The organism is Mycobacterium sp. URHB0021, assembly GCF_054057895.1.
In genome coordinates, this window is record NZ_JBSRZT010000002.1 from 1,544,602 (window position 1) to 1,570,333 (window position 25,732).

Consider the following 25,732-nt stretch of genomic DNA (forward strand, 5'->3'; position numbering starts at 1 on the left):
ACGAGCCTTGACTGTGACCGTCGTCTCACATTACAATCGATTATCGATAAACGAGAGGATGCCGAGCGCAATGGTCAACGTCAGGAACGTCAGAGGCGGCACAGGCCTCGATCCCATCAGCGGCGAAGTCGACGAGATTCTCGATTCCGTGTTCGCGAATGCGAGGCGCACCAGCGAAGAGTTCTTCGAGTCTTTCGACAAGAATCCTCAACCCATCGTTCTGGCGGAGTGGTTGGCCACTCGTGCCTGGCGGGAGATCGACTACGTGTTCCTGCTGAACGAGGAGATCCACCGATACGGGTTGGGCTTCGAACGCAAACACATCACCTTGCTGGCCAAGCAGGCATTCCAGGAGGCTGAGCACTACGAGTTGGTGAGCAATGCGGTCGAGTCGCTCGGCGGTACCGCACCGACGTCTGTTCCTCCGGACTCTCAGCGATGGAGCGAGTTCCTCTGGGAGTGCCTCGACCGCCATCCCCTCGCCGCGGTCGCGGCGTGGAACGCCTCGGAGACCTCGGCGACCGGGAGCTTGGAACCGACCTTCCTGGCCGGGGAGCGTCACGGCTTCGACGAGGTCGTCCGAGTGCACCGAAAGATCGAGATGGACGAGAAATTCCATGTCGGGCTGGGGCGGCAGGTCCTCGGACGCTACGCGAAAACCGATGAGGACCGGAACGAGATTCTGCGGGCGATGCGTGGCATGCACGACATCGCCATGAGTATGTTCACGCCGGAGTCCGCAACGCGTCTGCTGACGTCCTGAGGACGGTCGGTCCACGAGGTTTCGTCATGGCACAACCATTGCTGCTTTCGGTCAGGACGCTGAAGTCGCGACTGCAGATTGCATCCATGCATCGACAGGCCGACGGTGTTCTGAGCCTTGAACTCCGCGCCGCGAACGGGGCGTCACTGCCTGAATGGACTCCCGGGGCGCATATCGAGATCGAACTCGCGGACGGAATCGTTCGCCACTACTCCCTGTGCGGCGACCCGGATGACGACCAACTATGGCGGATTGCCGTACTGCGCGAGCCGGCCGGCCGGGGTGGTTCGAAGCTTATTCATGAGACCATCCGCCCGGGCGACGTCGTGTCCGCCAGGGGACCCCGCAACAATTTCACCCTGGTGGATTCGGATCGGTACCTCTTCATTGCGGGAGGAATCGGCATCACGCCGATCCTGCCGATGGTCCGAGAGGTCGCCACGCGCGGCAAACCGTGGTCGCTGCTCTATGGAGGGCGAAAACTCGCGTCGATGGCTTTCGTCGACGAGTTGGGCGAGATATCGGGCGGTGACTTGCAGGTCATGCCCGAGGATGAACACGGCTTGTTGGATCTGGATCGGTTCATCGGCGCCCCCCGCACGCACACTGCGGTGTATTGCTGTGGCCCCGGTCCCCTGATTGAAGCGGTCGAGCAGCGGTGCACTAGGTGGCCGGCAGGCGCGCTGCACGTGGAGCGCTTCACGCCGAAAGACGTTTCGGGCAGTTGTGATGACGGCGAGTTCGATGTGCGGCTGGCACGGTCAGGAAAGTGCCTCCGGGTACCGGCGGACAGGACACTCCTGGAAGTACTCGAAGAGGCGGGTTTCGACATCGACAACTCGTGCCGTGCCGGCATCTGCGGTACGTGTGAACTGGGCGTTGCCGAAGGCATCCCCGAACACCACGATGACATTCTCAGCGACGCCGAGCGGGACTCGAACCAGGTCATATTGCCGTGCGTTTCCAGATCCAGGAGTGCTGTGCTGGTCGTCGACCTGTAGTCGGGCCGTCCGACTCCGTATCTTCAGAACATGCCGCCGAGCCATCCGTCGTACCTTCCGCAGACGCTCAGTCACCGGATCCGGGACACGCTCGTGCGTCAGATCGTGTCTGGCGAGTTGGAACCCGGCGAGCGGTTGGTGGAGACCAGAGTTGCGGCCACGTTCGGCACCAGCCAGGCCCCCGTCCGGGAAGCGCTCCGGGAGCTGGAAACCTTCGGACTCGTCGAGATCAAGCCGCGACGCGGCACGTTCGTGCGGTCGTTCGTTCGGGAGACCTTGCATGAAAGCTATGTGTTACGTGCCGCGCTCGAGGAGACCGCCACCCGGCTCGTACTCATGGCCGGGAATGTTCCGTTCGAGCGACTCCGAGACGACGTCGCCCGGATGGAGCGCGCGGCACGAGAAAATGACACCGAAGCGGTCAGCCTGGAGAGCGTGATGTTCCACCGCCACATCATCGAGGCGGCCGGGAACGAGCTCATCAAGCGCACCTGGGAGAACCTACAGATCGAGGCTCGGACGTCGGTGACCATAATGGCGACCACTCCGGACCTCGGCGCGATAGCGACCGATCATCAAGCTCTTCTCGATTCGCTGATCGATGGCGCCATCGACGAAGCGTGCGCCCTGGCGCGTCAGCATCAATGGAATTACGCCGAACTCCCTGAGGACATGTCCTCCGATTGAGGATGGGCGTAACTCGTGGCGCCGCTGGCCGCACCTCGCCTCGACGATCTTGTCGGGATGCCAGCCGCCGTAGCCGTGCTCGACCAGAACGAAGTCCGTCAAGTTCCTGTCGACGATGAAGTCCACGATCGATTTGCGGCCAGTACCGCGTAGGCGTGCATGGGTACGGCGAGACCGCTCGCCATGCCGGTGATGACGAGCGTCGCGACGGCGCCGTCGGACGTGAGGGTGGTCAGTAGGTCAGATGTCGGCCGGTGCGCGAAGTCCACCAGCCCGCTGAGCATGCGGAATACATAGACACCCGGAACCATGGCGACGACGGACGCGAATCCGACAGCCGCAAAAGGCATTCGGAGATAGTGCGCTATCGGGACCAGGAGGACTCCCGCGATGAGGCAGGGCATCAGGGCGGCGGTGGCGATGTCGATGTGCCAGTGCGCAAGTGCCCACCAATGGGCGGCATGAACCAGCATTCCGACGGCGACGGGCCAACCGATCATCCGGTACGGCATGGAGAAGAAGATGGGGTACGACCCTGCGGCGATTCCGGCAGCGATCACGTCGACGAACAGCGGTACGGCCGAACTGGTTTGTGCTACCGCGAGACTGCGGCCATCAACGGCGAGTCCCACGATGAGCCCGGCAGCGACCGCGGCGAGAATCAGCGCGGCGTAGCCTAGGCGGCCGATGCCCAGCGTCACCCGCAGGGCGAGCAGGTCCAGCGCTCCGTTGAGGATGTGCGGTCCTGGTACCAGCACCATGGCGGGGCAGAGCACCACGAGTCCCAACGCACCGTCGACGCGCAGGTGTGCGGCGGTAACCCCGATCAACCCCGCTATCAGCGCGGCGGCGAACGCCTGGGTGAGGATGCCGGCTCCGACGCGGGCCAGACCGCGTCGCGCCAGGCCACCCAGCGCCGCGCTGACTGCGGCGATCAGCACCGTGAGGGGGTGTTGTGCGCCGAAGATCACCGCCAGTGCACCGGCTCCCGTGGCGCAGGCGCCACTGAAGATGAGGGTGTTCGAGACTGATTCCCGGTGCGCCGCAGCCAATCCCTTGCGTACCGCATCGCGGTCCAGTGGGCCGTCTTGGGCCTTGTCGATGATTGTCATCGCCGTCGCGACCCGCCGCATGCTGATACCGGTCGGTGACACCGCCGCTACCCGTGTCGAGACTTCCGGGCCGACGAGAAGAAGCGACGCCCACGACGGAATGAGCGTGCTCGTCGTACCCAGCCCGCGATTCAACCGGTCCACCGCGGTCATCGTCATGTTCGTGGACTGACCGTTGAGATGGAGCAGTACCGCGGCATCCATCACGATGTCGACGGCATCGCGTCCATCGACCGAAGCGGTTCGTTCACCGGGTCGATCAGCACCGGGCATCAAGCGCCGCCGACGCCGTCGCCGACCATGCCGAGGGGGTTGACTAGCGAATCGAACCGCTCTGCGGTCACGTGGCCCGACGCCACCGCGGCGTCGCGCAGCGTCGTTCCCCTGGCCAGCGCGTCCTCAGCGATGTGCGCGGCGTTCTGGTAACCGATCGACGGACTGAGGGAGGTCACCAACATGAGGCTCTCGGACACGTACTTCGCTATCCGCTCTGTGTTGAGAGTTGTTCCCCGAACCGAGAATTCGAGGAACTTCTGGCAGCCGTCGCCGAGTATCCGGGCGGAGTGCAGGAAGTTGTTGATGATCACCGGACGCATGGCATTGAGTTCGAAGTTACCTTGGGAACCGGCGATCGAGACAGCAGTGTCGTTGCCCAGCACCTGAATCGCGATCATCACCAACGCTTCACACTGGGTCGGGTTTACCTTCCCCGGCATGATCGACGAGCCCGGCTCGTTGGCAGGCAACAGTAGTTCGCCCAGGCCACACCGTGGGCCGGAAGCCAGCCACCGCATGTCATTGGCGATCTTCATCAGCGCGACCGCGAGGCCACGTAGCGCGGCGTGCGCCCTGACCATCGGATCCAGCGATCCCAACGCCGCGAACTTGTTGGGAGCCGTGACATACGGTGCCCCAACGAGTTTCGCCAACTCAGCCGCGACATCCGCGCTGAAGCCGGCGGGCGCGTTCAGTCCGGTCCCGACGGCCGTTCCGCCGACGGCCAGCTCGAGAAGGCCCTCGCGAACGTGACGGAGGTCGTCGATACACGCCTGCAACTGCGCGGCGTAACCCGACCATTCCTGTCCAACGGTGAGCGGCACTGCGTCCTCGAGATGGGTGCGACCGATCTTGACGACGTCGGCCCACTGCGTTGCCTTGGCGTCGATCTCGCCCGCGAGCGCCTGAACCTTGGGTATCAGCCGGTCATCGAGTTCGGTGACGGCGGCGATGTGCATCGCGGTCGGGAACGTGTCGTTGCTGCTCTGTCCCATGTTGACGTGATCGTTCGGGCCGACCGGCCGCTGGCTGCCGAGTTCTCCACCGAGAAGCTGGATGGCGCGGTTGGAGAGCACCTCGTTGACGTTCATGTTGCTCTGCGTTCCAGAACCGGTCTGCCAGACGAACAACGGGAACTCGTCGTCGAGCTTCCCGGCGATGGCTTCATCGGCCGCTTGGACGATGACCTTCGCCTGCCAGGCGGACAGCCGGCCGGCACGCTCATTGACCAGCGCGCAGGCCTTCTTGACCAGACCGTAGGCGTGGTAGACCTCGATCGGCATGTGGTCGTTCCCGATGGAGAAGTGGATCAGCGAACGCTGTGTCTGAGCACCCCAGTACCGATCCGCCGGGACGTCGACAGATCCGAGGCTGTCGAACTCGTCCCGCGATCCCTGGGCGTGGATACCCACCGGAACATCGGTGTAGGTCGGGATCTCATCGCCCGCGGCTTCAGACATGGGGTTCTCCTCTCAATGCGTCATCGGCGCCAGTCAGAATCAGCGCTGCGATCGCAATTGTCGAGCACGCGCCGATTCGTCAGCGAAGCACGTGAGGATCCAGGCGTAAATCTCGGCCTCGTACTCGAGTTGGGAGTAGCGCCCGGCAGGGCCGGCGTGGGCGCCGGAGCCGGTCTCGGCGCGAAAGAGGACCGTGCGCCGGGACACCGCCGAGGTCGGATCGATGCCGGCGCCGTGGTCGGGATCGCCGGCTCTCAGCGTCGCGACCCACTTCGCCGGCTCCCGGACGAGCACCCTGGTGTCGTGGACGGCTCCCGTGACGAGCAGAGCCGGCCGTGCGTCCACCGATGGCGGGTTGTCGACCGGTGAGTACGACACCATGACGGCGTAGTCATCGGGATCGGTGGGGTGGCCCCACTCGTCCCACTCGGGGACGGTGAGCGGCAGTGACGGGTCCAGCATCGTGGTGACCACATCGACGAACGGCACCTCGGCGACCACTCCGGCGAAGCGTTCGGGGCGCCGTGAGTACAGCGCCCCCTGCAGCAAGCCGCCTGCCGAGAGCCCGCGGGTCACGATCCGTGTGCCGTCGATCAGCCTCCCGGCGAGAAAATCGGCGACGGCGGCCTGATCGTCGAAAGTGTTGGGCTTCGCGCGCAGACGACCGTCGAGCCACCATCGTCGACCCTGCTCGCCTCCGCCGCGGGGGTGGCCGAACGCGCACACCACCCCGCGGTCGAGCAGCGACGGCAGTGAGCGCCACCAGTCGAAGCCGAAATCGGGATCCATGCACACTTCGTAGGAGCCGTAGCCGTACAAATAGAGTGGCGCCGTGCCGTCGAGGTCGACGTCGCGTCGGTGCACGGCGACGACGGGCACCCGGCTACCGTCCGCTGCCGGGGCAAGGTGACGCTCCTGCCGTAGGCGTCGGTGTCCACCCCGACGATCCGCTCGACGTGACGCAGGCTGCGTCGGCCGGACGCGATCTCGATGTCCTCGTGGCGGGTCGGGTGGATGAACGACTGCGCAACGACGGTGACGAAGTCGGCGTCGAACACCTCGTTGCGGCCCAGTGTCACCAGCCCGCCGGCCTGATCGGGCCAGACGTGGTAGGGCGCAGCGCCGTACGGGCACACAGTCAGCATCCCGACGCCCGCGCGCCGGGCGGACACCACGACGGCCGACTCGAACGCATCCACCTTTGAAATGCGCATCGCCGGATCCTCCTCGGCGACGTCGTCAGTCCAACCCCAGACGCTCCAGTCCGCCGGTGCATCGACCGGTGCGGTGGCGATGCGGAACGATTCCGGGTCACTGTGCGTGACGCTATTGGTGACGATGAGGATGCGATCGCCCTCGGGTCCCGGCGCGTGCTCCACGAAGTACTCGACGAGAGCCTGGCGGGGACGAACCAGAATCGGTGTGCCGGCAGGGTGCGCGGTCGACAGCAGGTGGACCTCGGACGTGTTCCGCGACGATGCGGTGATCACGAACCACGCCCCCGAGCGAGTGACGTGGACGCTGACCTCGAACCGCTCGTCGGGCTCCTCCAACACCATGACGTCCGTGGAGGGATCGGCGCCCAGCGTGTGCGACCACACCTGGTGCGGCCGATTGACAGCGTCGGTGCGCAGATACACATACGTCGTCGCATCCGCGCTCCACCCGCCACTGGGGAACGTCGCCTCGATGACACCAGGCAGATCCGCACCGGTCCGCAGGTCGCGGAACCGCAGGCCGTACCGCTCGTCGCCGACGACGTCGTACGACCAGGCCAACAGTCGTCCGTCGGGGCTCACCTCGATCTCGCCGCGGTGAAACTCGGCGTCGGGATGAGCGTCGGCCACCATTTGCAGGTCGATCAGCGGTTCATCCCGGCCGCCGTCGGTTCGCCGCACCAGGGTGGGGAATTCGGCCCCCGCCGCGTGCACTTCACGGTAGGTGAAGGCGCCCGACCGCCACGGCGCGGATTCGGACGTGTCAGGAACTCGCGCGGTCATTTCGGCGGCGAGCGTCGCGCGCAGTCCGGCGAGCGGCGCGGTCCGCATCTCGTAGTACGCGCGTTCGGCGTCGAGCAGCTCGATCAGCTCCGCCGTCGGCTCGGTGATCCAGCCGTACGGGTCGCGGCCGTCATCTGCGGTCCGCGCGACCGGCGGTGCGAGGGCGGAGTCAGCATCATGGTGATAAGGCACGGAACCTCCGGGACTGTGTTGATGGAAATCCTCAAGATCACCAGACTGCCTCCAAAACTCGACAGTTCATGGTGTATTTGGTGCGTCCTGATCCGCCGTTCAAGTTTGAGGGGCATGTGATGACATCCTTGTCACGATCCCGGGGGCCCGCCCGCCTCGTTGCCGCGATTGCCACCGTTGTGGGGCTGCTCCTGCTCGCAACCGGACTCTCCAGCGCCGCCGACGACCCACCGCCCAAGTCGGTGTTCACCGTGGGGGTGGTGCAGGATGTCGACTCGCTGAACCCGTTCATCGGGGTGACGGTTGCCGCCTACGACATGTTCCAAATGGTCTATCCGACACTGACCGAGTGGGATGCGAAGACCTTCGCCGTCGTGCCGGGGCTGGCGGAATCGTGGAAAGAGTCTCCGGACAAGACGTTCTGGACGTACAAGATGCGGCCGGGTCTGAAGTGGAGCGACGACGTCCCGCTGACCGCCAAGGACGCCGCATACACCTTCAACCGCATCATCAACGGGACATTCGAGAAGACCAACTACGGCAACTACGTCAGCAACATCACCAAGGCCGAGGCACCCGACGACACCACGCTGATCCTGCGCGTCGACAAACCCACACCGATCATGCAGACGCTCGCCGTCTACATCCTGCCCGAGCACGTCTATTCCAAGATCGACGAAACGGCCATCCAGAGCTACAACAACGAACCTCAAGGCGGCAAACCCATCGTCGGAGCGGGGCCATATCTGGTCGCCGAGCGCCAGGTCGGCCAGTTCACCAGGCTGGTGTCCAACCCCAATTTCTACCGCGGCAAGCCCGCCGTCGACGAGGTCGTCTTCAAGAACTATGCGAACCCGGACGCCCTCGGCCAGGCGCTGAAGAAGGGCGAGATCGACTATGCCAACGATCTGCAGCCCAATGTCTACGACTCCCTGGCCGATACGCCGAACATCGAACGCAAGTCTCAGCTCTACTCGGGGTTCAACGAGTTGGCCTTCAACACCGGGGCCGCGCTGGTAGACGGCAAGCCGATCGGGGACGGCAACCCACTGCTGAAGGACAAGCGCCTGCGTGAGGCGATCGGCTGGTCGCTGGACGGAAAGACGTTGACGGACAAGGTTCTCGGGGGACACGGCAGCCCGGGTTCGACCATCATCCCGCCGATGTTTGCGAGCTTGCACCTCACGCCGGCCAACCAGGCAAGCTACGACCCGGAGAAGGCCAGGCAGCTCCTGGATGCCGCGGGCTACCGCATGGGACCGGACGGTGTCCGCCGCGCCGACAACGGCGCGCGGCTCGATTTCCGTCTCTTCGGCCGGTCGGACAACCCGTTCTCCAAGAAGGCCGTCGAGTACATCAAGGGCTATCTCGCCGATGTGGGCATCGCAGCCAATGTCACGCTCATCTCGGAGGACGCGCTCACCGAGAAGATCGGCCAGGGCGAGTACGACATGTTCGAATGGGGATGGGTCGTCGAGCCCGACCCGAATTACCAGCTGTCCACCATGACCTGCGAGAGCAGGTCGTACGAGGATAACGGAAGCGTGCTGGCCGGCCTGTCCGATTCCTTCTACTGCAATCCCGAGTACGACAAGCTCTTCGAGGCCCAAGGCAGCGAGACCGACGTCGCCAAGCGCACCGAGATCGTCAAGCAGATGCAGCAGATTCTCTACAACGACTGGCCGTACGCGCTGACCTACTACTACGACAACCTGGTCGCCTACCGCACGGACAAGTTCGAGGGCTTCATTCCGCAGCCCGATCCTGACGGTTCCTATCTGTTCCAGTACGGGACATGGACCTACGAGAACCTGAAGCCCGTCGCGGCGGCTGGGCAGTCAAGTGGCCCGTCGCCCGCGCTCATCGGCGGCATCGTGGCAGCCGTCGTGGTCCTCGGTGGGGTCGCCGTCCTACTGTTGCGACGGCGTCGCGCCGGGGCAGCCGACGACCGGGAGTGACAGAATCATGGCGCTGATCAGCGCACCCGATGCCGCGCCCATTCCTGCGGCCAAGGGGCGGGGGCGCGTCTTCGGGCCGGGTGCTCGGTTCGCAGTGTCACGGGTGTTGTCGTCGATCGGGACATTGATCTTCGTCATCCTGTTCAACTTCTTCCTCTTCCGACTGCTGCCCGGCGATCCCATCGCCCTCTACACCCGAGGGCGGGACGTGGATCCGGAGATCAGGAGGCAGATGCAGGCCAAGTTCAACGCGCCGATCGCCGACCAGTTCGTCCAGTACATCAAGAACCCGTTCGTGCCTGAGCTGCCCTCGCAGCAGTTCAGCGTGCCGGTCTGGGACGTCATCATCCCGCGGATCGGGCCGACTCTGTTGCTGGTCGGCACGGCGACCGTGCTCGCCACCGTCCTCGGAGTCCGGCTCGGCATCCGCAGCGCCTGGAAACGCGGCGAGCGCTTCGACAAGGTCGCCACCACAACAACTCTGGTCCTGTACTCGATGCCGGAGTTCTGGTTCGGGATGATCCTCTTGATCGTGTTCTCGGTCGGTGTGTTCGGACTCCCGGGGATCTTCCCCGTCGGCGGGCTGTCCACACCGGGCATCGACACCGGCACCTTCGCCGGATTGGCCGACGTCGCTTGGCATCTCGTCCTGCCGGTCTTCACCCTCACCGTGGTCTATCTCGCCGAGTACGCCCTGGTCATGCGAGCCTCACTCATCGACGAGATGGGCCAGGACTATTTGCAGACCGCACGCGCCAAGGGCTTGCGCGATACCGACGTACGCCGCAGGCATGCGGTACCCAACGCCATGCTGCCGACGACGACGCTGATCTTCCTCAACCTGGGCTTCGTCATCGGCGGGGCGATCACGATCGAGTACGTGTTCTCGCTGCCGGGCCTGGGCTCGCTGACCGTGCAGGCCTTGCGCGGGCCGGACATACCCCTGCTACAGACGCTGTTCCTGCTGTTCTCCGCGGCCGTGATTCTCGCCAACCTCGTCGCCGACCTGCTCTACGCCCGACTCGATCCGCGGGTGCGAACATGACCACCGACGAGCGCTCGCGCGTCGGGGAACCGCCCCCCCGAAGGGCACGGGGAGAGCCGACAAGCACCGCCACTGCTCGTGTGTCGTCTCGCTCGATCGTCTGGGCCCGTCGACGCCGGTCATGGAACAACCTGGCGGGTCAGTTCCGCCGGTCCAGGCAGGGCATGCTCGGGCTGACGATCTTCGTCATCTTCGCGGCGCTCGCCCTTCTCGCGCCGGTCCTGTTCGACGAGTCGCAACTCGACGTCACCAAGGCGACCGGCGGAACCTATGAATCCCCGTCGGGGCAGTACTGGCTCGGCACCGACGACGCAGGCCGGAATGTGCTGGCGATGGTGATGTGGGGTGCCCGCATCTCCCTGCTCGTCGGGATGTGCGCCACCGTGCTGGCGATGGTCATCGGCACCGCCGTCGGTATCGCGTCCGGGCACTACCGCGGACTGGTCGCCGGAGTCCTGAACCGGCTCACCGACTGGTTCCTCGTCATCCCCTTCCTGCCGCTCGCCATCGTCCTCGCCACCGTTCTCGGCAAGAGCCTGCTCAACATCATCATCGTGATCGGCGTGACCTCGTGGCCCGCCACCGCCCGGCTGATCCGGGCTCAGACGCTCTCCGTCGAGGGCAGGCCGTACCTGGAGCGGGCCAAGGCCCTTGGCGGGGGGGACCTGCACCAGATGACGCGGCACATTCTGCCCAACGTCATGCCGCTCGTGCTGGCGAATACCACGCTGGCCGTGTCGATCTCCATCCTCTCCGAGACGACGCTGTCGTTCCTCGGGCTGGGCGACCCGACCGCGGTGTCTTGGGGAACGATCCTCGACGACGCCTTCGCCGGCGGGGCCATCTCATCGGGCGCATGGTGGTATCTGGCGGCCCCCGGCATCTGCGTCGTACTGGTCGTTCTGGCCTTCAATCTCATCGGGCGAACGCTCGAGGAGATCCTCGATCCGCGAGGCGCCCACGTATGACGCTTCTGGAGTTCGACGACGTCAGCATCACCTACCAGTCCCGGCAGGGTCCGGTCCCCGCGGTCCGCAATGTGTCGTTGTCCGTGCCGCAGGGCCAGACAATCGGCATCGCCGGCGAATCCGGCTGCGGGAAAACCACATTGACCAATTCCGTCTTACGCTTGCTGCCGAAGTCTGCGCAGGTGAGCGGCCAGGTCCGCCTGAATGGCGAGGACGTCATGGCGATGAAATTCGGCCAGTTGCGTGCAGTTCGCTGGGCGCAGGCCGCGGTGGTGTTCCAGGGTGCGATGCACGCGCTCAACCCCGTGCAGCGCATCGAAAGCCAACTCGCCGAACCGATCCTGCTGCACGAGGACGTCGGACCGAAGGCCGCATCCATGCGTGTCTGTGAGCTCTTGGAGCAAGTAGGTCTGCCGGCAAGTCGGGCCCGCGACTACCCACACCAGCTCTCCGGCGGGCAGAAGCAGCGGGTGATGATCGCGATGGCCCTGTCCTGCCGCCCCCGCCTGCTGATCGCCGACGAACCCACCACCGCGCTCGATGTCATGGTTCAGGCGCAGGTTCTCGACCTGCTGTCGTCGCTGGTTGCCGATCTCGGCCTGGGTGTCGTATTCATCAGCCACGACCTGTCCGTGCTGGCCGCGAGGTGTGACCGGGTCGCGGTCATGTACGCGGGCCGGATCGTCGAGCAGGGCAGGGCAGGCGACGTCTTCACCCGGCCGCTGCATCCCTATGCCCGAGCGCTCGCGGCGGCGTTTCCCCGGATCGGCGACATACAGTTCCGCTACGCGCCGGCCGGTGTGCCGGGTGATCCGCCATTCCCGGGCGACCTGCCTGCGGGGTGTCCGTTCCACCCGCGTTGCCCGTCGGCGGGTGACAGGTGCACAACATCGGAGCCGGTGCTGGAGACCTACGGCGATCGGGACGCCGCCTGCCATCGCGTACGGGAGGTGCTCGTGTGACGACAACGTCCGACACGGGCGCCGCGGCACTCGAAACGCGTGAGCTGGGGGTCGAGTTCCGTATCCGGGGTGGTGGGGTGGCGCGCGCGGTCGACGGCGTCGCCCTCGCCGTCCGCCGCGGCGAGATCCTGGCCCTGGTCGGCGAGAGCGGTTCCGGGAAAACGACATTGGTGCGTACGATTCTGGGCCTACAGCGGCCGACGTCGGGAGCGGTCTACGTCGCGGGCGAGGCGCTGTCGTACCGGTCCCGCGACCTGAAGGCATACCGCCGGCGGGCGCAACTGATCCTGCAGGACCCGTCCGGAGCGCTCAACCCCAGGCACACCGTGTACGAGGCGGTAGCCGAGGGCCTGCGGATACACGGTCTGCACGTGGGCGAGGAGGCCAAGGTGGCCGACGCCCTCTCGCGTGCGGGGCTGCGTCCGCCGGAGCGCTTCTATTTGCGCTATCCGCATGAATTGTCCGGCGGCCAGCGCCAGCGAGTGGTGATCGCGGGCGCTCTCGTCCTCGACCCCGATATCATCGTCGCCGACGAGCCGGTGTCGAGCCTGGACGCATCGGTGCGGGGGGAAATCCTCGCGCTGCTGCTGCGCCTGCGCGACGAACTCGGTTTGACCTTGCTCGTCGTCACGCATGACCTCGGTCTGGCCTGGAACATCGCCGACCGGGTGGCGGTCATGTACCTCGGTCGAATCATCGAGGTGGGCCCGACCGAGGAGATCATGTCCTCGCCGCAGCACCCCTATACCAAGGCGCTGCTCTCGGTGGTTCCGGAGACAGCTCACCTCGAGCCGATCGTGCTAGCCGGCGAGGCGCCCGACCCCGCCCGGATTCCCGCCGGCTGCCGGTTCCACACCCGCTGCCCCGCGCTGGCAGACGGCACGGCCGCGGCCGCAGGGGTCGATGGGAACTGCCGGAATGTCGCGCTGCCCGTGCTCGCCTCGGATGCGGGCGCAGACATCCATGCCAGCGCCTGTCATCTCGTGACGGCGCACGCAGGGAGGTGACGCTGTGTCGCCGACACCGTTGCGAGGACTTCAGCCGGCCCTCGATCGGCACCATTACACGGACCCGTCGTCCTTCGTGCGCGAGGCGGAAATGCTGCGGCGGGAGTGGATGTGTGTCGGTCGCCTCGACGACCTCGGTCTTGCCGCGTCGGGCGACGTCCGTGCCGATCGCCGGACGGTCGTGGACTTTCTGGGGGAGTCCATCATCGTCACCGCCGACGGAGTCGGATCGCTGCACGCGTTCGCGAATGTGTGCCGACACCGGGGCTCCCAGGTCGTGCCGGTCGAGCCGGGCAGGCCGCCTGGGCCGTGCGACGCGAAATCACTGCGCTGCCCGTACCACTCCTGGACCTACGGGCTGGACGGCCGGCTGTTGCATGCGCCGCATACCGAGGACGTCGACTTCGACACCTCGGCCTTCGGGTTACGGGCATTGCGCGCCGCGGCCTGGGGCGGATTCCTCTGGCTGACCGAGGATCTGGAGGCGCCTGCCGTCGTCGAGGCGTTGAGTCCGGTGCCGGAACGGGTGCGGCGCTATCCACTCGACACGTTGGTGGTGGGTATGCGGCTGGCCTATTCGGTCGCGGCGAACTGGAAGGTGATCGCCGAGAACTACAACGAGTGCTATCACTGCGGCCCGGTTCACCCGGAACTGTCCCGGTTGGTGCCCGCGTTCGGTGGCGGCGCCGCCGATCTCGCGTGGGACGACGGCATCCCGCACCGCGAGGGCTCCTGGACGTTCACCCTGTCCGGCACGACCGACCGGGCGCCGTTCCCCGACCTCGACGACGCCGAACGGGTGCGGCACAAGGGCGAGCTGGTTTACCCGAACCTGCTGTTGTCGTTGGCGGCCGAACACGTTGCGGCATTCATGCTGCAGCCCAACGGGATTGACCGCACCGAGATCACCTGCGATCTGCTCTTCGCGCCGGACGAGGCCGCGAAGCCGGGTTTCGACCCCACGGACGCCGGTGATCTCTGGGATCTGGTCAACCGGCAGGACTGGGCCATCTGCGAATCGGTGCAGCGGGGAATGTCGTCGCGGTACTACACGCAGGGATGGTTCGCGCCGATGGAGGATTCCTCCCTCGACATCCGACGCTGGCTGCTTCCCCGGCTCCAACGCCTCGGCTCGACCGGCCATGGCTGAGACCTGTGACCTGGCTGTCATCGGCCTCGGGGCGCTCGGCAGCTCGACCGCATGGCACGCCGCGAGCCGCGGGCTGAGTGTGGTCGGCATCGAGGCATTCGAGTTCGGGCACGAGCGCGGCGCCTCGCACGACACCTCGCGGATCATCCGGCACAGTTACCACAGCCCGGCCTACGTCGCCCTGACCTTCGGCGCCTACGACGAGTGGTCCCGCCTCGAGGACGAGACCGGCGAGAGTTTCATGACGGTCACCGGTGGGTTGGACCTGTTTCCGCCCGGCGGACAGATCTCCATGGGCGACTACACGTCGTCGATGAAGGCACATCACATCACCTACGACGTTCTGGATGTCAACGCGGTCGGCGAACGGTGGCCGGCGTTCGTGCTGCCCGCCGGGACGACCGCAATCCATCAGGCCCGCACCGGAATTGTCCCCGCCGCCGCGGGAACCGCCGCGATGACCCGGCGCGCCCGCCAACTCGGCGCCGCTCTGTATGACCACACGCATGTCGAGGCGATCGTGCCCGGCGCCGACGATGTTGAGCTCGTCACTTCCAACGGCGTGGTCAGCGCGGGACGGGTGGTGGTCACCACCGATGCGTGGACCGCCGGCCTGCTCGCCCCGCTCGGCGTCGACCTGCCTGTGACCGTCACCGAGGAGCAGGTCACTTACTTCCCTCCGTCCCGGCCTTCGGAGTTCGGTCCGGACGTGTTTCCGGTCTGGATCTGGATGGACGAGCCGTCCTACTACGGGTTCCCCACCTATGGCGAAGCGACGGTCAAGGCCGCACAGGACTGCGGCGGACCCCATCGTCACGGGTGATGACCGGAGTGGCGAGCCTGACGAAGTGATGCGCGAACGACTTTCGGCGTTCGTGCGCAACGTCCTGCCCGGTTCCGGTTGCCCGGCCCGGTCCAAACGCTGTCTCTACACGCTCACTCCGGACAGAGACTTCGTCGTGGATCGACTTCCCGGACATCCCAGCACAGTCGGTCTCGGCGCGGCGCACGGGTTCAAGTTCGCGGCACTGTTCGGACGCCTCCTCGCCGACATGGCGGTTGAGGGCAAAAGTTCCTATGATCTCTCTGCTTTTCACCTCGACCGGCCGGCGCTCACCGATCCCTCCTACGTCGCGAACTGGATGGTGTGAACCTCGACTTCCTGGCGCGGCTGCGCAGCGGTTGGTGGCCGAACATGCTGAGCCTGTTGACATCTGACGGCCGGTTGGGGTGGCCCGAATTTGTCGGACCTGGCTGCGATGATGGGGTTATGTCTTCGACCGCGTCGCTTGAGGTGGCGGTGGTGCGGGCTGGGGAGCGGGTTGAGGTGTTGTTCGGGGAGTTGTCGGAGTTGGCGGGGCAGCGCAATGCCATTGATGGGCGCATTGTGCAGATCGTCGCGGAGTTGGATCACGACGGGTTGTGCGGGTCGACGGGGGCGCGGTCGATCGCGGCGTTGGTGGCCTGGAAGCTGGGCGCCTCGTCGGGCAACGCCGCCACGATCGCCGCCATCGCGCACCGGTTGCCGGTGTTTCCGCGCTGCGGGCAGGGGATGCGGGAGGGTCGGCTGTCGTTGGATCAGGTCGGGGTGATCGCCGGCGGCGCCGCCGATGGCTCCGATGAGCATTACGCGGAGTTCGCCCGTGTCGCCTCGGTGTCGCAGTTGCGCACCGCGGTCAAGCTCGAACCCCGACCCGACCCCGACCCCGACCCCGACGTCCAGCCCGACGTCCAGCCCGGCCCCGAGTCCCAGCCCCAGCCCCGGCCCGACCCCGAGCCGCGGGTTTCGATCAGCTCCACCTCTGATGAGACGTGCACCCAGTATCGGATCACGTTGCCGCATCTGGAGGCGGCGAAGTTCGACGCGGCCCTGCGGTCTCATCGTGAGGCGCTGGTCGCCGAGGGCAAACGCGATCACGCCGCCGGCGGTGACGCGTCCGGGCGGCGGCCGCCGCTCCCGTCCACCGGCGCGGCGTTTCTGCGGTGGTGGATGCCGGCTGGGACGCCGAGGCGGCGGCCCGCCCGCACGGGCAGCACACCACCGTGGTGGTCCACGTCGATGTCAAGGACCAGGTCGCTCAGTTGCATCTGGGTTCGCTGCTGTCGGCTGCCGATCGGCGCTACCTGAGCTGTGATGCCACCTGCGAGGTGTGGTTCCAACGCGCCGGTCAGCCGATCGGGGCGGGGCGGGCGACCCGGGTGATCAGCCGCCGGCTGCGCCGCGCCCTGGAGCACCGCGACCGCAGCTGCGCGGTGCCCGGGTGTGCGGCCACCCGGGGTTTGCATGCTCATCACCTGTGGCATTGGGAAGACGGCGGCCCCACCGAGTTGGACAACCTGGTGCTGCTGTGCCCCTATCACCACCGGCTGCACCACCGCGGCGGCATCACCATCACCGGACCCCCAGCCCAGTTGTGCGTCACCGACAGCGCCGGGCGCACCCTGACCCCGGGATCGCTGGCCCGCCCCCCAACCCAACCCCCATCGGCGGTCCCACCGTATCCGGGACCCACCGGCGAACGCGCCCACTGCTGGTGGTATCAACCCTTCCAACCCCAACCACCACCCACACTGAATTAGGTTCAATCACCGCAGCCGGTCAACACCACCGCTCATGCGAGATCGCGGCTGAACCGTCGATGCCAACGCCGCTCTCCGACCACCTGCTGCCCTTCCGTGCAAGTCAGCTCAATCGTCACGTCGAGATCGGTCCCGTCGGCCTGGACGCGGAGCAACGAGTGGGCTACGCAGTCGACGGCTACGCCCGACCCATCGTCGTCGTAGTGCACCACGAACGTGACGTCAGATCGCGCCGACTGCGCGAATGTCTCCGTCTGCACGGTCACCTCGCCCACGTAGTGTTCGCCGGCGCGGCCATACGGAGTGTCGTAGGGCGCGCCGCCGTGCTCGACGAACGCACCGGTGACCCGGGCGAGAACGTCTCGCGACGTCCGCCAGGTGACGGCGGAGGGTTCCTCGTCGGCCGTCTCGTCTCCCGGTTCGAATACCGGTGCCGGATAAGGGTTCCCGGCCGGATCGTAGGCCGGCAGCACCATCTCCCCGCCGTGGACCGTCAGGGCCGACGGCGAGGGAGGTGCGATGACATTCGGCCAGTCGGCGCCGGCCAACGCGAGTCGCAGCACGTGGCCCGGTGTCCACTGCCAGGCGGTGGCGTCGATCTCGACGTCGACGTCGTACACCTCACCGGGGACGAGAGGCGCCGCCGTCGCCATCCCCCCGCGACGGGTCAGGTTCAGAAAGCCGCGCGACACCAGCGTCGACGTGCCGTCCGGTGCCACGTCACACAGTCGCAGGGCGACACCGGCTACCGATGCGGTCGCCGAAATCCGCAGTCGCACAAGTGGATATCCGGCGATCTCCAGAGCGTCGGCGAGGGGCCAGTCCCACGTCAGCGACCGGATGTCGTCCACGCGTTGGTCGTCGGCTTGACCCCAAGGCAGGTGTCCACTGCACGAGAGCCACGCGGTAAGCCCGATATCGGCGACCACCTGGTACGGCGGCTTCGGCGACAGCGGCCATTTTCGATCCCTCGTGCGCGGCGTCGGCCACTCGTCGGCTCGCCACGCGCCGGGGACGTGATCGAGGTCGGGCGCCGGCCGGTGTGAGGCCTTCGCGTACCAGCGCACGGGCGGCGGTTCGACGGTCGGAGCGCGGCCACGCAGCCACCGGTCCCACCACGCGACCATCTCCGGTACCAGGTCAATGCGTGGGCCCGGTAGACACGAGGAGGTCGCCGCGTGCGGCCACGGTCCGGCCAATAGTTCGGCGTGCCGTCCCGCCGCGCGCAACGCCGTGACGGTGCGGAACGAGTTGTTGCGGTAGCCGTCCGCCCAGCCGGCGACGATGAGCACCGGACACCCGATGTCGTCGTAGGACGGGCGGATCGATCCGTGCTCCCAGTATCCGTCGCGGCGGGTGTGCTCGAGCCACCGCCACAGCCACGGCTCGTGCTCGGCGATCCGCGCCGCCCACTCGTGGCGCCACCCGTCACCCCATAGCGCGGGCACGGGTGGCAGCGCATTCATCGGCGTCATGTAGTGGCAGTAGTCAACGAGGTCCAGCCAACGTCGCGAACCGCCGCAGAGGTGCACGTCGTCGGTGAAGCGATCGTCGGTGGCGTAGATCGCGATCACGGCCTTCAACGCGGGCGGGTGCTCGGCGGCCATGTGCAGTGAGTTGAAGCCGCTGTAGGACGTGCCGTACATGCCGACGTTGCCGTCACACCAGTCCTGGGCGGCGAGCCAGGTGATCACCTCCGCCAGGTCGCGCTGCTCTTGGTACGGGTATTCGTCGGTCGCGCGTCCGCTGCTGCTGCCCGTGCCGCGGACATCCAGACGTGCTACCGCATAGCTGAATTCGTCTCGCAGGCGGGTGTATTCGGGGCGGAAGGATGCGGTGAGGTCGTCCTTCCGGTACGGCAGCGCCTCGAGGATGCACGGCCGCACACCGCTCTGGGGAAGGTAGAGCGTGACAGCGAGGCGCTCACCGTCGGACATCGGGATCCACTCGTCGCGGCGGGTACCTGTCACTGCACTCCTAATATCGTGCGCACTCGATCGAGCGGAAGCGCCTCGATGGTCCTGGCGCCGACTCCGGTGGTCGTCGTGGCGCTCAGAAGCGCGTCGAGCACGGCCTCCTCGGTCGCATCGACGGTCGCTTCGAAGTAGGCGTCGAGGCCTGTGCCGCAGATGGCGGCCGCCGCCCTGGCGGTCGATCGATCCATGCGCAAACCTTGTGCCAGGCCTAGGAATATCTCACCGGAGCCGTGGTGGGCGGTCGATCCGGTGCGGGCCAGCCCGAGGCCCATCCGCGCCGCCAGCCGGGCGCAACCCGCGGCGTCGATCGGCGCGTCGGTGACCACCACACCGAGACACGAGCCGGCAGGTGGCGGTGCGATATGCGGCGGCGGACCCAGGGCGCGGCCCACAGCCACCCCGGTGATCGTGAGTCGATCCCACCACCCGAAATTGGCGAGCACCAGAACCCCGACGACGTGGCCGTCCGGAAGCAACCGCGACGCCGACCCGATGCCGCCCTTCCAGCTGAAGCAGGACATCCCTGTCCCGGCACCGACGGCGCCGAGGCCGACGTGATCGCCGCCGACCGACCGGCGTGCCGCCGCGAGGGCGGACGCCACATCGTCGTACTGCACGTGCATGCGGCGGCTGTCGGTCAGCCACGAGTCGTCGCATTCACCGACGATCGGGATAACCACGTCGTCGACTCCGATCCGCGGCTGCTCGTCGATGAGTAGCCGGCACGCCGCGTCGTAGACCCGACCGACCTGCATGGTGGAGGTGAGGAAGACCGGTGTTTCGGCAAGGCCCCACTCGTCGATCTGCGTGCGACCTGTCAATTCGCCTGCGCCGTTGAGGATTGACACTCCCGCCGGGATGGGAGAAGCCCACAGATCCCCGCCGGGATCGAGAACTGTGACGCCGGTGCGCGCGATGCCCGCGCCGGCCGGCGGCTCGGGCTGATCCGAAATCACCGTCGCGTGGCCCAGCCCGACGCCCGGCACATCCAGTACCGAGTTGGTGTGCCCACGGGGGAGCGTGCCGATGGTGATCGACCAGTCGGCCAGGCGAACACTTCCGCTCATCCGCGCATCGTGTCATGCTGCGCAGGTGGCGGGGCGGATTCCGTTGGTCGTCGACCCGCTTTGCCGCGACCACGACCCCGGGGCGGAGATCTGGCTGGGGGTGACCACTCCGGGCACCGAGGTCGCCGAACGCGTCGCCGTCATCGAATCGACCCTGCGCGGGCTAGGCCACGACGTGGTGCGTGCGCGCGAGTTCGATGACACCTGGCTAACCCGCGTGCATTCGGCCGAGTTGATCGACCATCTCGCCACGGTGTGGGACCGGTGGGTCACCGCCGGCTACCCCGACCTCGGCGCGGAGCGCGTGGTGCCGTATCTCTTACCCAGCGCGGAACTGCTTCACGGGCTCCCAAGTCGGATGCCCACGGCACTGCATGCCCAGGTGGGAATGTATTGCTATGACACGATGACGCTGATCGGCCCAGGCAGTTGGCGGGCGATGCGCGCAGCCACCCACGTGGCCCGCACGGCGGTGGACCTTGTTGCCTCCGGCACGCCCTGTGTATACGCGCTGACGCGGCCACCGGGTCACCACGCGACGAGGTCGGCGTACGGCGGGTCGTGCTACCTCAACAACGCGGCGATCGCCGCACAGGGATTGCGCGAGGCCGGCTACGCGAGAGTCGCTGTCATCGATATCGACGCCCATCACGGCAACGGCACCCAGGCGATCTTCTACGAGCGGTCCGATGTCTTCACGGCATCGGTGCACGTCGATCCGGGTGCAGGCTGGTTCCCACATCACGTCGGCTTCGCGGACGAGACGGGGCGGAACGCGGGACAGAATGCCAATCTCAACCTCACGGTCGCGCCGGGGTCCGGGGACGAGGAATGGCTCACGGCCGTCGAGCGCGCCGCAGACGCCGCCGCTGACTGCGGCGCCACCGCCCTCGTGCTCGCCCTCGGGGTGGACGCAGCGGTGGACGATCCCGAGAGTCCGTTGCAGGTGACGGTCGACGGCTACCGGCGGGCCGGAGATGCCTTGGGCGCGCTCGGACTTCCCACCGTTGTCGTGCAGGAGGGCGGCTACCATCTACCGACATTGGGCCAGCTGGTCGGTTCGGCGCTGGACGGGCTGGGGTCTCTCTAGCATGACTGAATGCCGAGCGACCCCGCCCCGCCGACCGACCCCGCCACCCTGACCGAACACGCCGTCCGCAACCGGGCCATGTGGGACGACTACAGCGACGAGTACCAGTCCACTCACGGTGACGACTTGGCGGCCAGCGGCGGGTACGCCTGGGGAACGACGCAGATGTCCGAATCCGAGCTGCGCGTGCTCGGCGATGTCGCCGGTCGCGACGTCCTTGAATTCGGTTGTGGCGCTGCGCAATGGTCGATCGCGCTGGCCCGGCTCGGCGCCCGTCCGGTCGGTTTGGACCTGTCCGATCGCCAGCTCCAGCACGCTCGCCGGCTGATGGCCGAGGCCGGCGTCGAGTTCCCGCTCGTCCATGCCAGCGCCGAGGCGGTGCCGCTCCCGGACGCCAGCTTCGACGTGGTGTTCTGCGACCACGGTGCAATGACTTTCGCGGACCCATACCGGACCGTCCCCGAAGTGGCGCGCCTGCTCCGTCCCGGCGGGCTGTTCGCATTCAACCATCACTCGCCGTTCGAGACGATCTGCTGGCCACTCGACGCCGATGAGGTCGGCGAGCGGCTGGCGCTCGACTACTTCGGGATGCACACCATCGATTACGGGGAAGAAGTGTGCTTCCAATTGCCGTACGGCGAATGGATCCGGCTGTTTCGCGCGAACGGGTTCGTGGTCGAGGACTTGATGGAGCCGCGGCCTGCGCCGGACGCCATCAGCTCGTACCGGTCGGCCGCGGCGCTGGCCTGGGCCCGGCGCTGGCCGGCGGAGGCGATCTGGCGGCTGCGCCGAGACAGTTAGCGGGCCGCGTACAGACCTCAAAGGAGAAACCTGTTGAACATCACCGCCGCACAGGACGCATACCCGAACTCGCCGCGAATCCGGACGGCGCTGCCCGGCCCCCGCGCCTGTGAAGTCCTGGCCCGGGACAACGCCGTCATCAGCCCGTCCCTGCCGCGCGCCTATCCCCTCGTCCCGCAGCGCGGCCACGGGTGCAATGTCGAGGACGTCGACGGCAACGTTTTTCTCGACTTCAACGCCGGGATCACGGTGACCTCAAGCCTGTGCAGCGGCAAGCCGCCGAGATCCTCCACCACTCGGCCTCCGACTGCTATCTCCCGATCTACTCCGAGATGTGCAGCGCGCTGCGCGATGTGGCCCCGACATCGTCAGGGACGTCCGCGGGGTGGGCTTGTTCATCGGCGTCGAGGTTCCCGACGGCCAGGTGGCCAACCTTGTCCAGAACCGTTGCTTCGAGAAGGGCTTGCTCGTTCTCCGACCACCGAGTTCCCCGCGGATCTCTCCGCCCGCGCTCGCGCGGTCATCCCCAGTGGGACATCCCGGTCGACGCTCTTCGTCCCGCTGGCCGTTCCAATGGCGCGCAGCGGCCAGGGCGCGTGGCTCACCGACGAAAGCGGCGCTCGAATCCTGGACTGCAACAACACTATACGTCGCTGGTCCTCGGCCACCGCTTTGAGCCCATCGAGCGCGCAGTCACCGGTGCCCTCAAGGCCGGCACGAACGCGTGTTGGCACTTTCCACTCCGATGGTGGACGAGGATCTGGACTTTGCCGTCGGACGCCATCGCCGATGCGGTGCAAGCCGTCCGGTCCTGACGAGTCGACTTGGACGAATGTCGTCGAGCGATCTCTCCGGTGCGCGACGCGGAGTACGTTTGGTGACCCGCGGTGGTGCCGAGGCCACATCGCAGTTTGGGGAGCGCATGACCGATCCGGCCATCGCGAATCCGTGCCGAACGTCGACGCCGAACGGGTTGTACCCGCCGGCAGTGCGCTTACCCAAGGTCGCGCAGGGTGTGGGGTTCGCGGTGTTTCGCCGCACGGCGATGCGGCATTGGATCAAGCGGCACGGCCCCATCTTCGAAATCAACATCCCGTTCTTTGGCCGGTCGGTCGTCGTTTCCGACCCGGCTCTGGTGAGGGCGGTGTGTGCCGCGGGCGCCGAGGAATTGGTCAACGTGCAGCCGAATCTGAGCAATTGGTTCGGGCCCGGGTCGATGTTTGGGCTCGACGGCAGCCGGCATCGCGATCGGCGCCGGCTGCTCGCACCGGCATTTCACGGTCAGAGCCTCAAGAGCTACGAGACGGTGGTCGCGGACGCGACATTGCGTGAAAGCGCGAGTTGGCCTGAGGGTACAGAATTCCGGATACTCGAACCGATGAACAGGATCACCTTGAACGTGGTCTTGCACACGCTGTTCGACGCTGCTCAGTCGGAACGCGACGAACTGGAAGAACTCCGTGGGATCATCCCGCCCTATATGAAACTCGGACAGCTCGTGGCTTTCGCGCCGGCGCCGCCGTCCGCGGTCCGACGTCACAGTCCGTGGGGGAAGCTGGACGAGTTCCGCAAGGCGTTCAACCGGATCGCATTGACGCTGATCGCTCACGCCTATGCCGATCCGGGTCTCGATGAGCGGACCGACATCCTGGCCGTGTTGGTGCGCAGTAGGCTGCCGCGGCTGGATATCTGCGACGAACTGTTGACCTTCATCGGTGCGGGCCACGAAACCACGTCATCGGCACTGGGCTCGGCGTTCGAGCGGTTGCGGCGGCACCCGGACGTGCTGGCCGGACTGATCAGAGAGGTCGACGAGGGAGGCAGCGACTTCCGTCGGGCCACGATTTCGGAGGTGCTACGGGTACGCACCGTCATCGATGTGGCCGGCCGCCGGGTCAGCGCGCCGAACTTCCACCTCGGCGAGTGGCGGATTCCGCACGGCCGCACAGTGGTCGTGCGCATCGCCGATCTTCACGAGAATCCGGAAATCTTCCCTCACCCCGAACAATTCGATCCGTATCGCTTCCGCGGCACCGGGCCGGCGGCACCGGCATGGTTGGCGTTCGGTGGCGGAGCCCGGCGGTGCATCGGCGCTGAGTTCGCGATCGCCGAAATGGACATCGTGCTGCGGACGGTGCTCCGGAATTTCCGGGTCCGGACCGATGCCGCCGCCGACGAGAAGTCGTACTTCCGGGGAGTCGCTCATATTCCGAAACTCGGCGGCCGCATCGCAGTTGACCGCCGAGCAGTGAATCGCCGAACGTAGCGCACCGTGTCGACGAAACTGATCAAACCAAGGCGCACAGAGCGGTTCGAAATCCGCTGCAATGTCGGCGATGCCATTGTCGCCAACTTGGCGATCCATGTTGTCTTCTTCTTCGAGCGGCATCTCGACACCAAACTGCTCGCCGATGCGTTTGCGCAGGCGCTGGAGAACCTTCCGGTCTTCGCGGGTCGAATGGCCATGGGTGTCGGCGGGATGCGAATCCAATGTGCGGGACATGGGGTGCCTTTCACGTGTGTATCGTCCGGTCGCACGCTTCGTGAAGCGATCCGTTCGGTCCGAGGACAGCGGGGGATGGCTCGTCGACCCGGTGAACGGCGCGATCGCTCGATGGGGATGGGGTCCCCTGTGCAAGGTGCGTATCACCCATCTTGCGGACGATGCGACCGCGATCGGCTTCTCATGGCACCACGCGATCGGCGACATGCAGACGTTGATGCACTTTATGAACGCGTGGGCCGCCGCCGCAGCAGCAACGCCACTCTCGCAGCCGTTGATCGTCGAAGACCGCGCCGCCTACCTCGATGAGCATCTCCCTGCGGATGGGGCTCGCGAGCCTGGCGTACGTTGCCTGGGGCTTCCCGAACTTGCCCGCAGTGCGCTGTACCTCGCGAAGGATGCGCGAAGACAGCGGACGCTGAGTCTGTACTTCGGAGAAGAAGAAATCGCCCGAATGCGAGACGCGTATGGCAACCGGATGCGCTTGTCCGCGAATGACGTGGTATGCGCACATGTTTCGGAAGCGCTCATGAATGCCGATCCCGCGGTGGAGCATCGTATCCTCGCGATCGCCGTGAATGCGCGGAATCGTTGTGGCCTCGACCCGATGCTCATCGGCAATATCATCACGACGCTCAACGTGGACGTACACCAGGGAGAGACCGCCAGTTCGATTGCCGAACGCATTCGCCATATGGTGAACCATTTCGCCGACGAACACTGCGACATGCGCGTCAATCAACAGTTCTTGGACGCTGCCGGAGCGTGGCGGGCCGCTCGCTGCGTATCCACGGCGTTCAATTCGGCTCGGTGGAACCCTCTTGTCACGAACCTGAGCGGCGTCGGCGTTTATCGCATCCAGTTCGAGGACACCTTTCCGTCCTACTGCACGCTGGTGTTGAAACTACCCGTCGCCGGACTCGGTGCCCTCGTGGACGGGGCGGCAGGCCGCGGACTGGTCTTCCAGATGTCATTGCCGCCCCGGGAATTCGAAGCGGCATCGAGCCCCGCGATTCGGCTACACATGCACCGGTTTCGGCGCGCAGGCGACGACATTCCACGATTGCACCGCGACGTTCACGGCTGACGGCCGCGTCTCAGTCGGAAAGGGAGCCGATGGGCGGTGCTTCCGCT

Annotated in this window: 20 protein-coding genes and 2 pseudogenes; 16 read left to right on the forward strand and 6 right to left on the reverse strand. The window is 66.4% G+C overall.

From position 1 onward, the window contains the following. Positions 1-70 precede the first annotated feature (70 nt). The 3 genes from ACVWWN_RS09785 to ACVWWN_RS09795 are packed head-to-tail and all read left to right on the forward strand — an operon-like array spanning position 71 to position 2,451. The gene (locus tag ACVWWN_RS09785; protein ID WP_457143721.1) at positions 71-763 is read left to right on the forward strand and encodes a hypothetical protein; all 693 of its coding nucleotides are present in this window, start codon (positions 71-73) and stop codon (positions 761-763) included. 26 nt (positions 764-789) lie between these two features. Further along, positions 790-1,764: a PDR/VanB family oxidoreductase gene (locus ACVWWN_RS09790; RefSeq protein ID WP_457143722.1), complete on the forward strand. Its 975-nt coding sequence runs from the start codon at positions 790-792 to the stop codon at positions 1,762-1,764. Positions 1,765-1,794: 30 nt separating this feature from the next. After that, entirely contained in the window at positions 1,795-2,451 is a 657-nt protein-coding gene (locus tag ACVWWN_RS09795; protein ID WP_457143723.1) for a GntR family transcriptional regulator, read from the forward strand. A gap of 98 nt (positions 2,452-2,549) precedes the next feature. Here ACVWWN_RS09795 and ACVWWN_RS09800 read toward each other — a convergent pair whose 3' ends face one another. The 4 genes and pseudogenes from ACVWWN_RS09800 to ACVWWN_RS09815 form a co-directional block, all read right to left on the reverse strand. Further along, positions 2,550-3,836 carry a threonine/serine exporter family protein gene (locus ACVWWN_RS09800; RefSeq protein WP_457143724.1) on the reverse strand — a complete coding sequence of 429 codons (1,287 nt, stop codon included), beginning with the start codon at positions 3,834-3,836 and terminating at the stop codon, positions 2,550-2,552. Next, on the reverse strand, positions 3,836-5,299 hold the full coding sequence (gene fumC, locus ACVWWN_RS09805; protein ID WP_457143725.1) for a class II fumarate hydratase: 1,464 nt from the start codon (positions 5,297-5,299) through the stop codon (positions 3,836-3,838). The genes ACVWWN_RS09800 and fumC overlap by 1 nt, the downstream gene beginning before the upstream one ends. 39 nt (positions 5,300-5,338) lie before the next feature. Continuing rightward, positions 5,339-6,088, reverse strand: coding sequence for a prolyl oligopeptidase family serine peptidase (locus ACVWWN_RS09810; RefSeq protein ID WP_457143726.1), 750 nt, complete (start codon positions 6,086-6,088; stop codon positions 5,339-5,341). A gap of 182 nt (positions 6,089-6,270) precedes the next feature. Next, a pseudogene (locus ACVWWN_RS09815) lies at positions 6,271-7,491 on the reverse strand (hypothetical protein); the annotation flags it as partial. 119 nt (positions 7,492-7,610) lie between these two features. Here ACVWWN_RS09815 and ACVWWN_RS09820 point away from each other — a divergent pair. From ACVWWN_RS09820 to ACVWWN_RS09860, 9 genes and pseudogenes are all read left to right on the forward strand, one after another. After that, positions 7,611-9,449 carry an ABC transporter substrate-binding protein gene (locus ACVWWN_RS09820; RefSeq protein ID WP_457143727.1) on the forward strand — a complete coding sequence of 613 codons (1,839 nt, stop codon included), beginning with the start codon at positions 7,611-7,613 and terminating at the stop codon, positions 9,447-9,449. A 7-nt stretch (positions 9,450-9,456) separates the two neighbouring features. Then, positions 9,457-10,494, forward strand: coding sequence for an ABC transporter permease (locus tag ACVWWN_RS09825; RefSeq protein ID WP_457143728.1), 1,038 nt, complete (start codon positions 9,457-9,459; stop codon positions 10,492-10,494). A gap of 80 nt (positions 10,495-10,574) precedes the next feature. Next, on the forward strand, positions 10,575-11,462 hold the full coding sequence (locus ACVWWN_RS09830; protein WP_457143729.1) for an ABC transporter permease: 888 nt from the start codon (positions 10,575-10,577) through the stop codon (positions 11,460-11,462). Beyond that, on the forward strand, positions 11,459-12,424 hold the full coding sequence (locus ACVWWN_RS09835; RefSeq protein ID WP_457143730.1) for an ABC transporter ATP-binding protein: 966 nt from the start codon (positions 11,459-11,461) through the stop codon (positions 12,422-12,424). The genes ACVWWN_RS09830 and ACVWWN_RS09835 overlap by 4 nt, the downstream gene beginning before the upstream one ends. Beyond that, positions 12,421-13,431, forward strand: a complete 1,011-nt coding sequence (locus ACVWWN_RS09840; RefSeq protein WP_457143731.1) for an oligopeptide/dipeptide ABC transporter ATP-binding protein — start codon at positions 12,421-12,423, stop codon at positions 13,429-13,431. Before ACVWWN_RS09835 ends, ACVWWN_RS09840 begins: the two co-directional genes overlap by 4 nt. 4 nt (positions 13,432-13,435) lie before the next feature. Beyond that, positions 13,436-14,581: an aromatic ring-hydroxylating oxygenase subunit alpha gene (locus ACVWWN_RS09845; RefSeq protein ID WP_457143732.1), complete on the forward strand. Its 1,146-nt coding sequence runs from the start codon at positions 13,436-13,438 to the stop codon at positions 14,579-14,581. Further along, a complete protein-coding gene (locus ACVWWN_RS09850) occupies positions 14,574-15,404 on the forward strand; it encodes an FAD-dependent oxidoreductase (RefSeq protein WP_457143733.1) in 831 nt (276 codons plus the stop codon). The genes ACVWWN_RS09845 and ACVWWN_RS09850 overlap by 8 nt, the downstream gene beginning before the upstream one ends. Positions 15,405-15,432: 28 nt before the next feature. Beyond that, positions 15,433-15,732, forward strand: coding sequence for a hypothetical protein (locus tag ACVWWN_RS09855; protein ID WP_457143734.1), 300 nt, complete (start codon positions 15,433-15,435; stop codon positions 15,730-15,732). Between the two features lie 119 nt (positions 15,733-15,851). Then, a pseudogene (locus ACVWWN_RS09860) lies at positions 15,852-17,161 on the forward strand (DUF222 domain-containing protein). 32 nt (positions 17,162-17,193) lie between these two features. On the opposite strand, the gene ACVWWN_RS09865 reads toward ACVWWN_RS09860, so the two are convergent. Together ACVWWN_RS09865 and ACVWWN_RS09870 are read right to left on the reverse strand one after the other, a co-directional pair. Then, positions 17,194-19,131, reverse strand: coding sequence for a CocE/NonD family hydrolase (locus ACVWWN_RS09865; protein ID WP_457143735.1), 1,938 nt, complete (start codon positions 19,129-19,131; stop codon positions 17,194-17,196). Further along, positions 19,128-20,204 carry a P1 family peptidase gene (locus ACVWWN_RS09870; protein ID WP_457143736.1) on the reverse strand — a complete coding sequence of 359 codons (1,077 nt, stop codon included), beginning with the start codon at positions 20,202-20,204 and terminating at the stop codon, positions 19,128-19,130. Before ACVWWN_RS09870 ends, ACVWWN_RS09865 begins: the two co-directional genes overlap by 4 nt. A gap of 25 nt (positions 20,205-20,229) precedes the next feature. On the opposite strand from ACVWWN_RS09870, the gene ACVWWN_RS09875 reads away from it, so the two are divergent. From ACVWWN_RS09875 to ACVWWN_RS09890, 4 genes are all read left to right on the forward strand, one after another. Continuing rightward, on the forward strand, positions 20,230-21,294 hold the full coding sequence (locus ACVWWN_RS09875; protein ID WP_457143737.1) for a histone deacetylase family protein: 1,065 nt from the start codon (positions 20,230-20,232) through the stop codon (positions 21,292-21,294). A 9-nt stretch (positions 21,295-21,303) separates the two neighbouring features. Further along, positions 21,304-22,095 (forward strand): class I SAM-dependent methyltransferase, encoded by a 792-nt coding sequence (locus ACVWWN_RS09880; RefSeq protein ID WP_457143738.1) that lies wholly within the window; start codon positions 21,304-21,306, stop codon positions 22,093-22,095. Positions 22,096-23,017: 922 nt separating this feature from the next. Beyond that, the gene (locus ACVWWN_RS09885; RefSeq protein ID WP_457143739.1) at positions 23,018-24,361 is read left to right on the forward strand and encodes a cytochrome P450; all 1,344 of its coding nucleotides are present in this window, start codon (positions 23,018-23,020) and stop codon (positions 24,359-24,361) included. Positions 24,362-24,638: 277 nt separating this feature from the next. Then, positions 24,639-25,685, forward strand: coding sequence for an acyltransferase (locus ACVWWN_RS09890; RefSeq protein WP_457143740.1), 1,047 nt, complete (start codon positions 24,639-24,641; stop codon positions 25,683-25,685). Positions 25,686-25,732 lie beyond the last annotated feature (47 nt).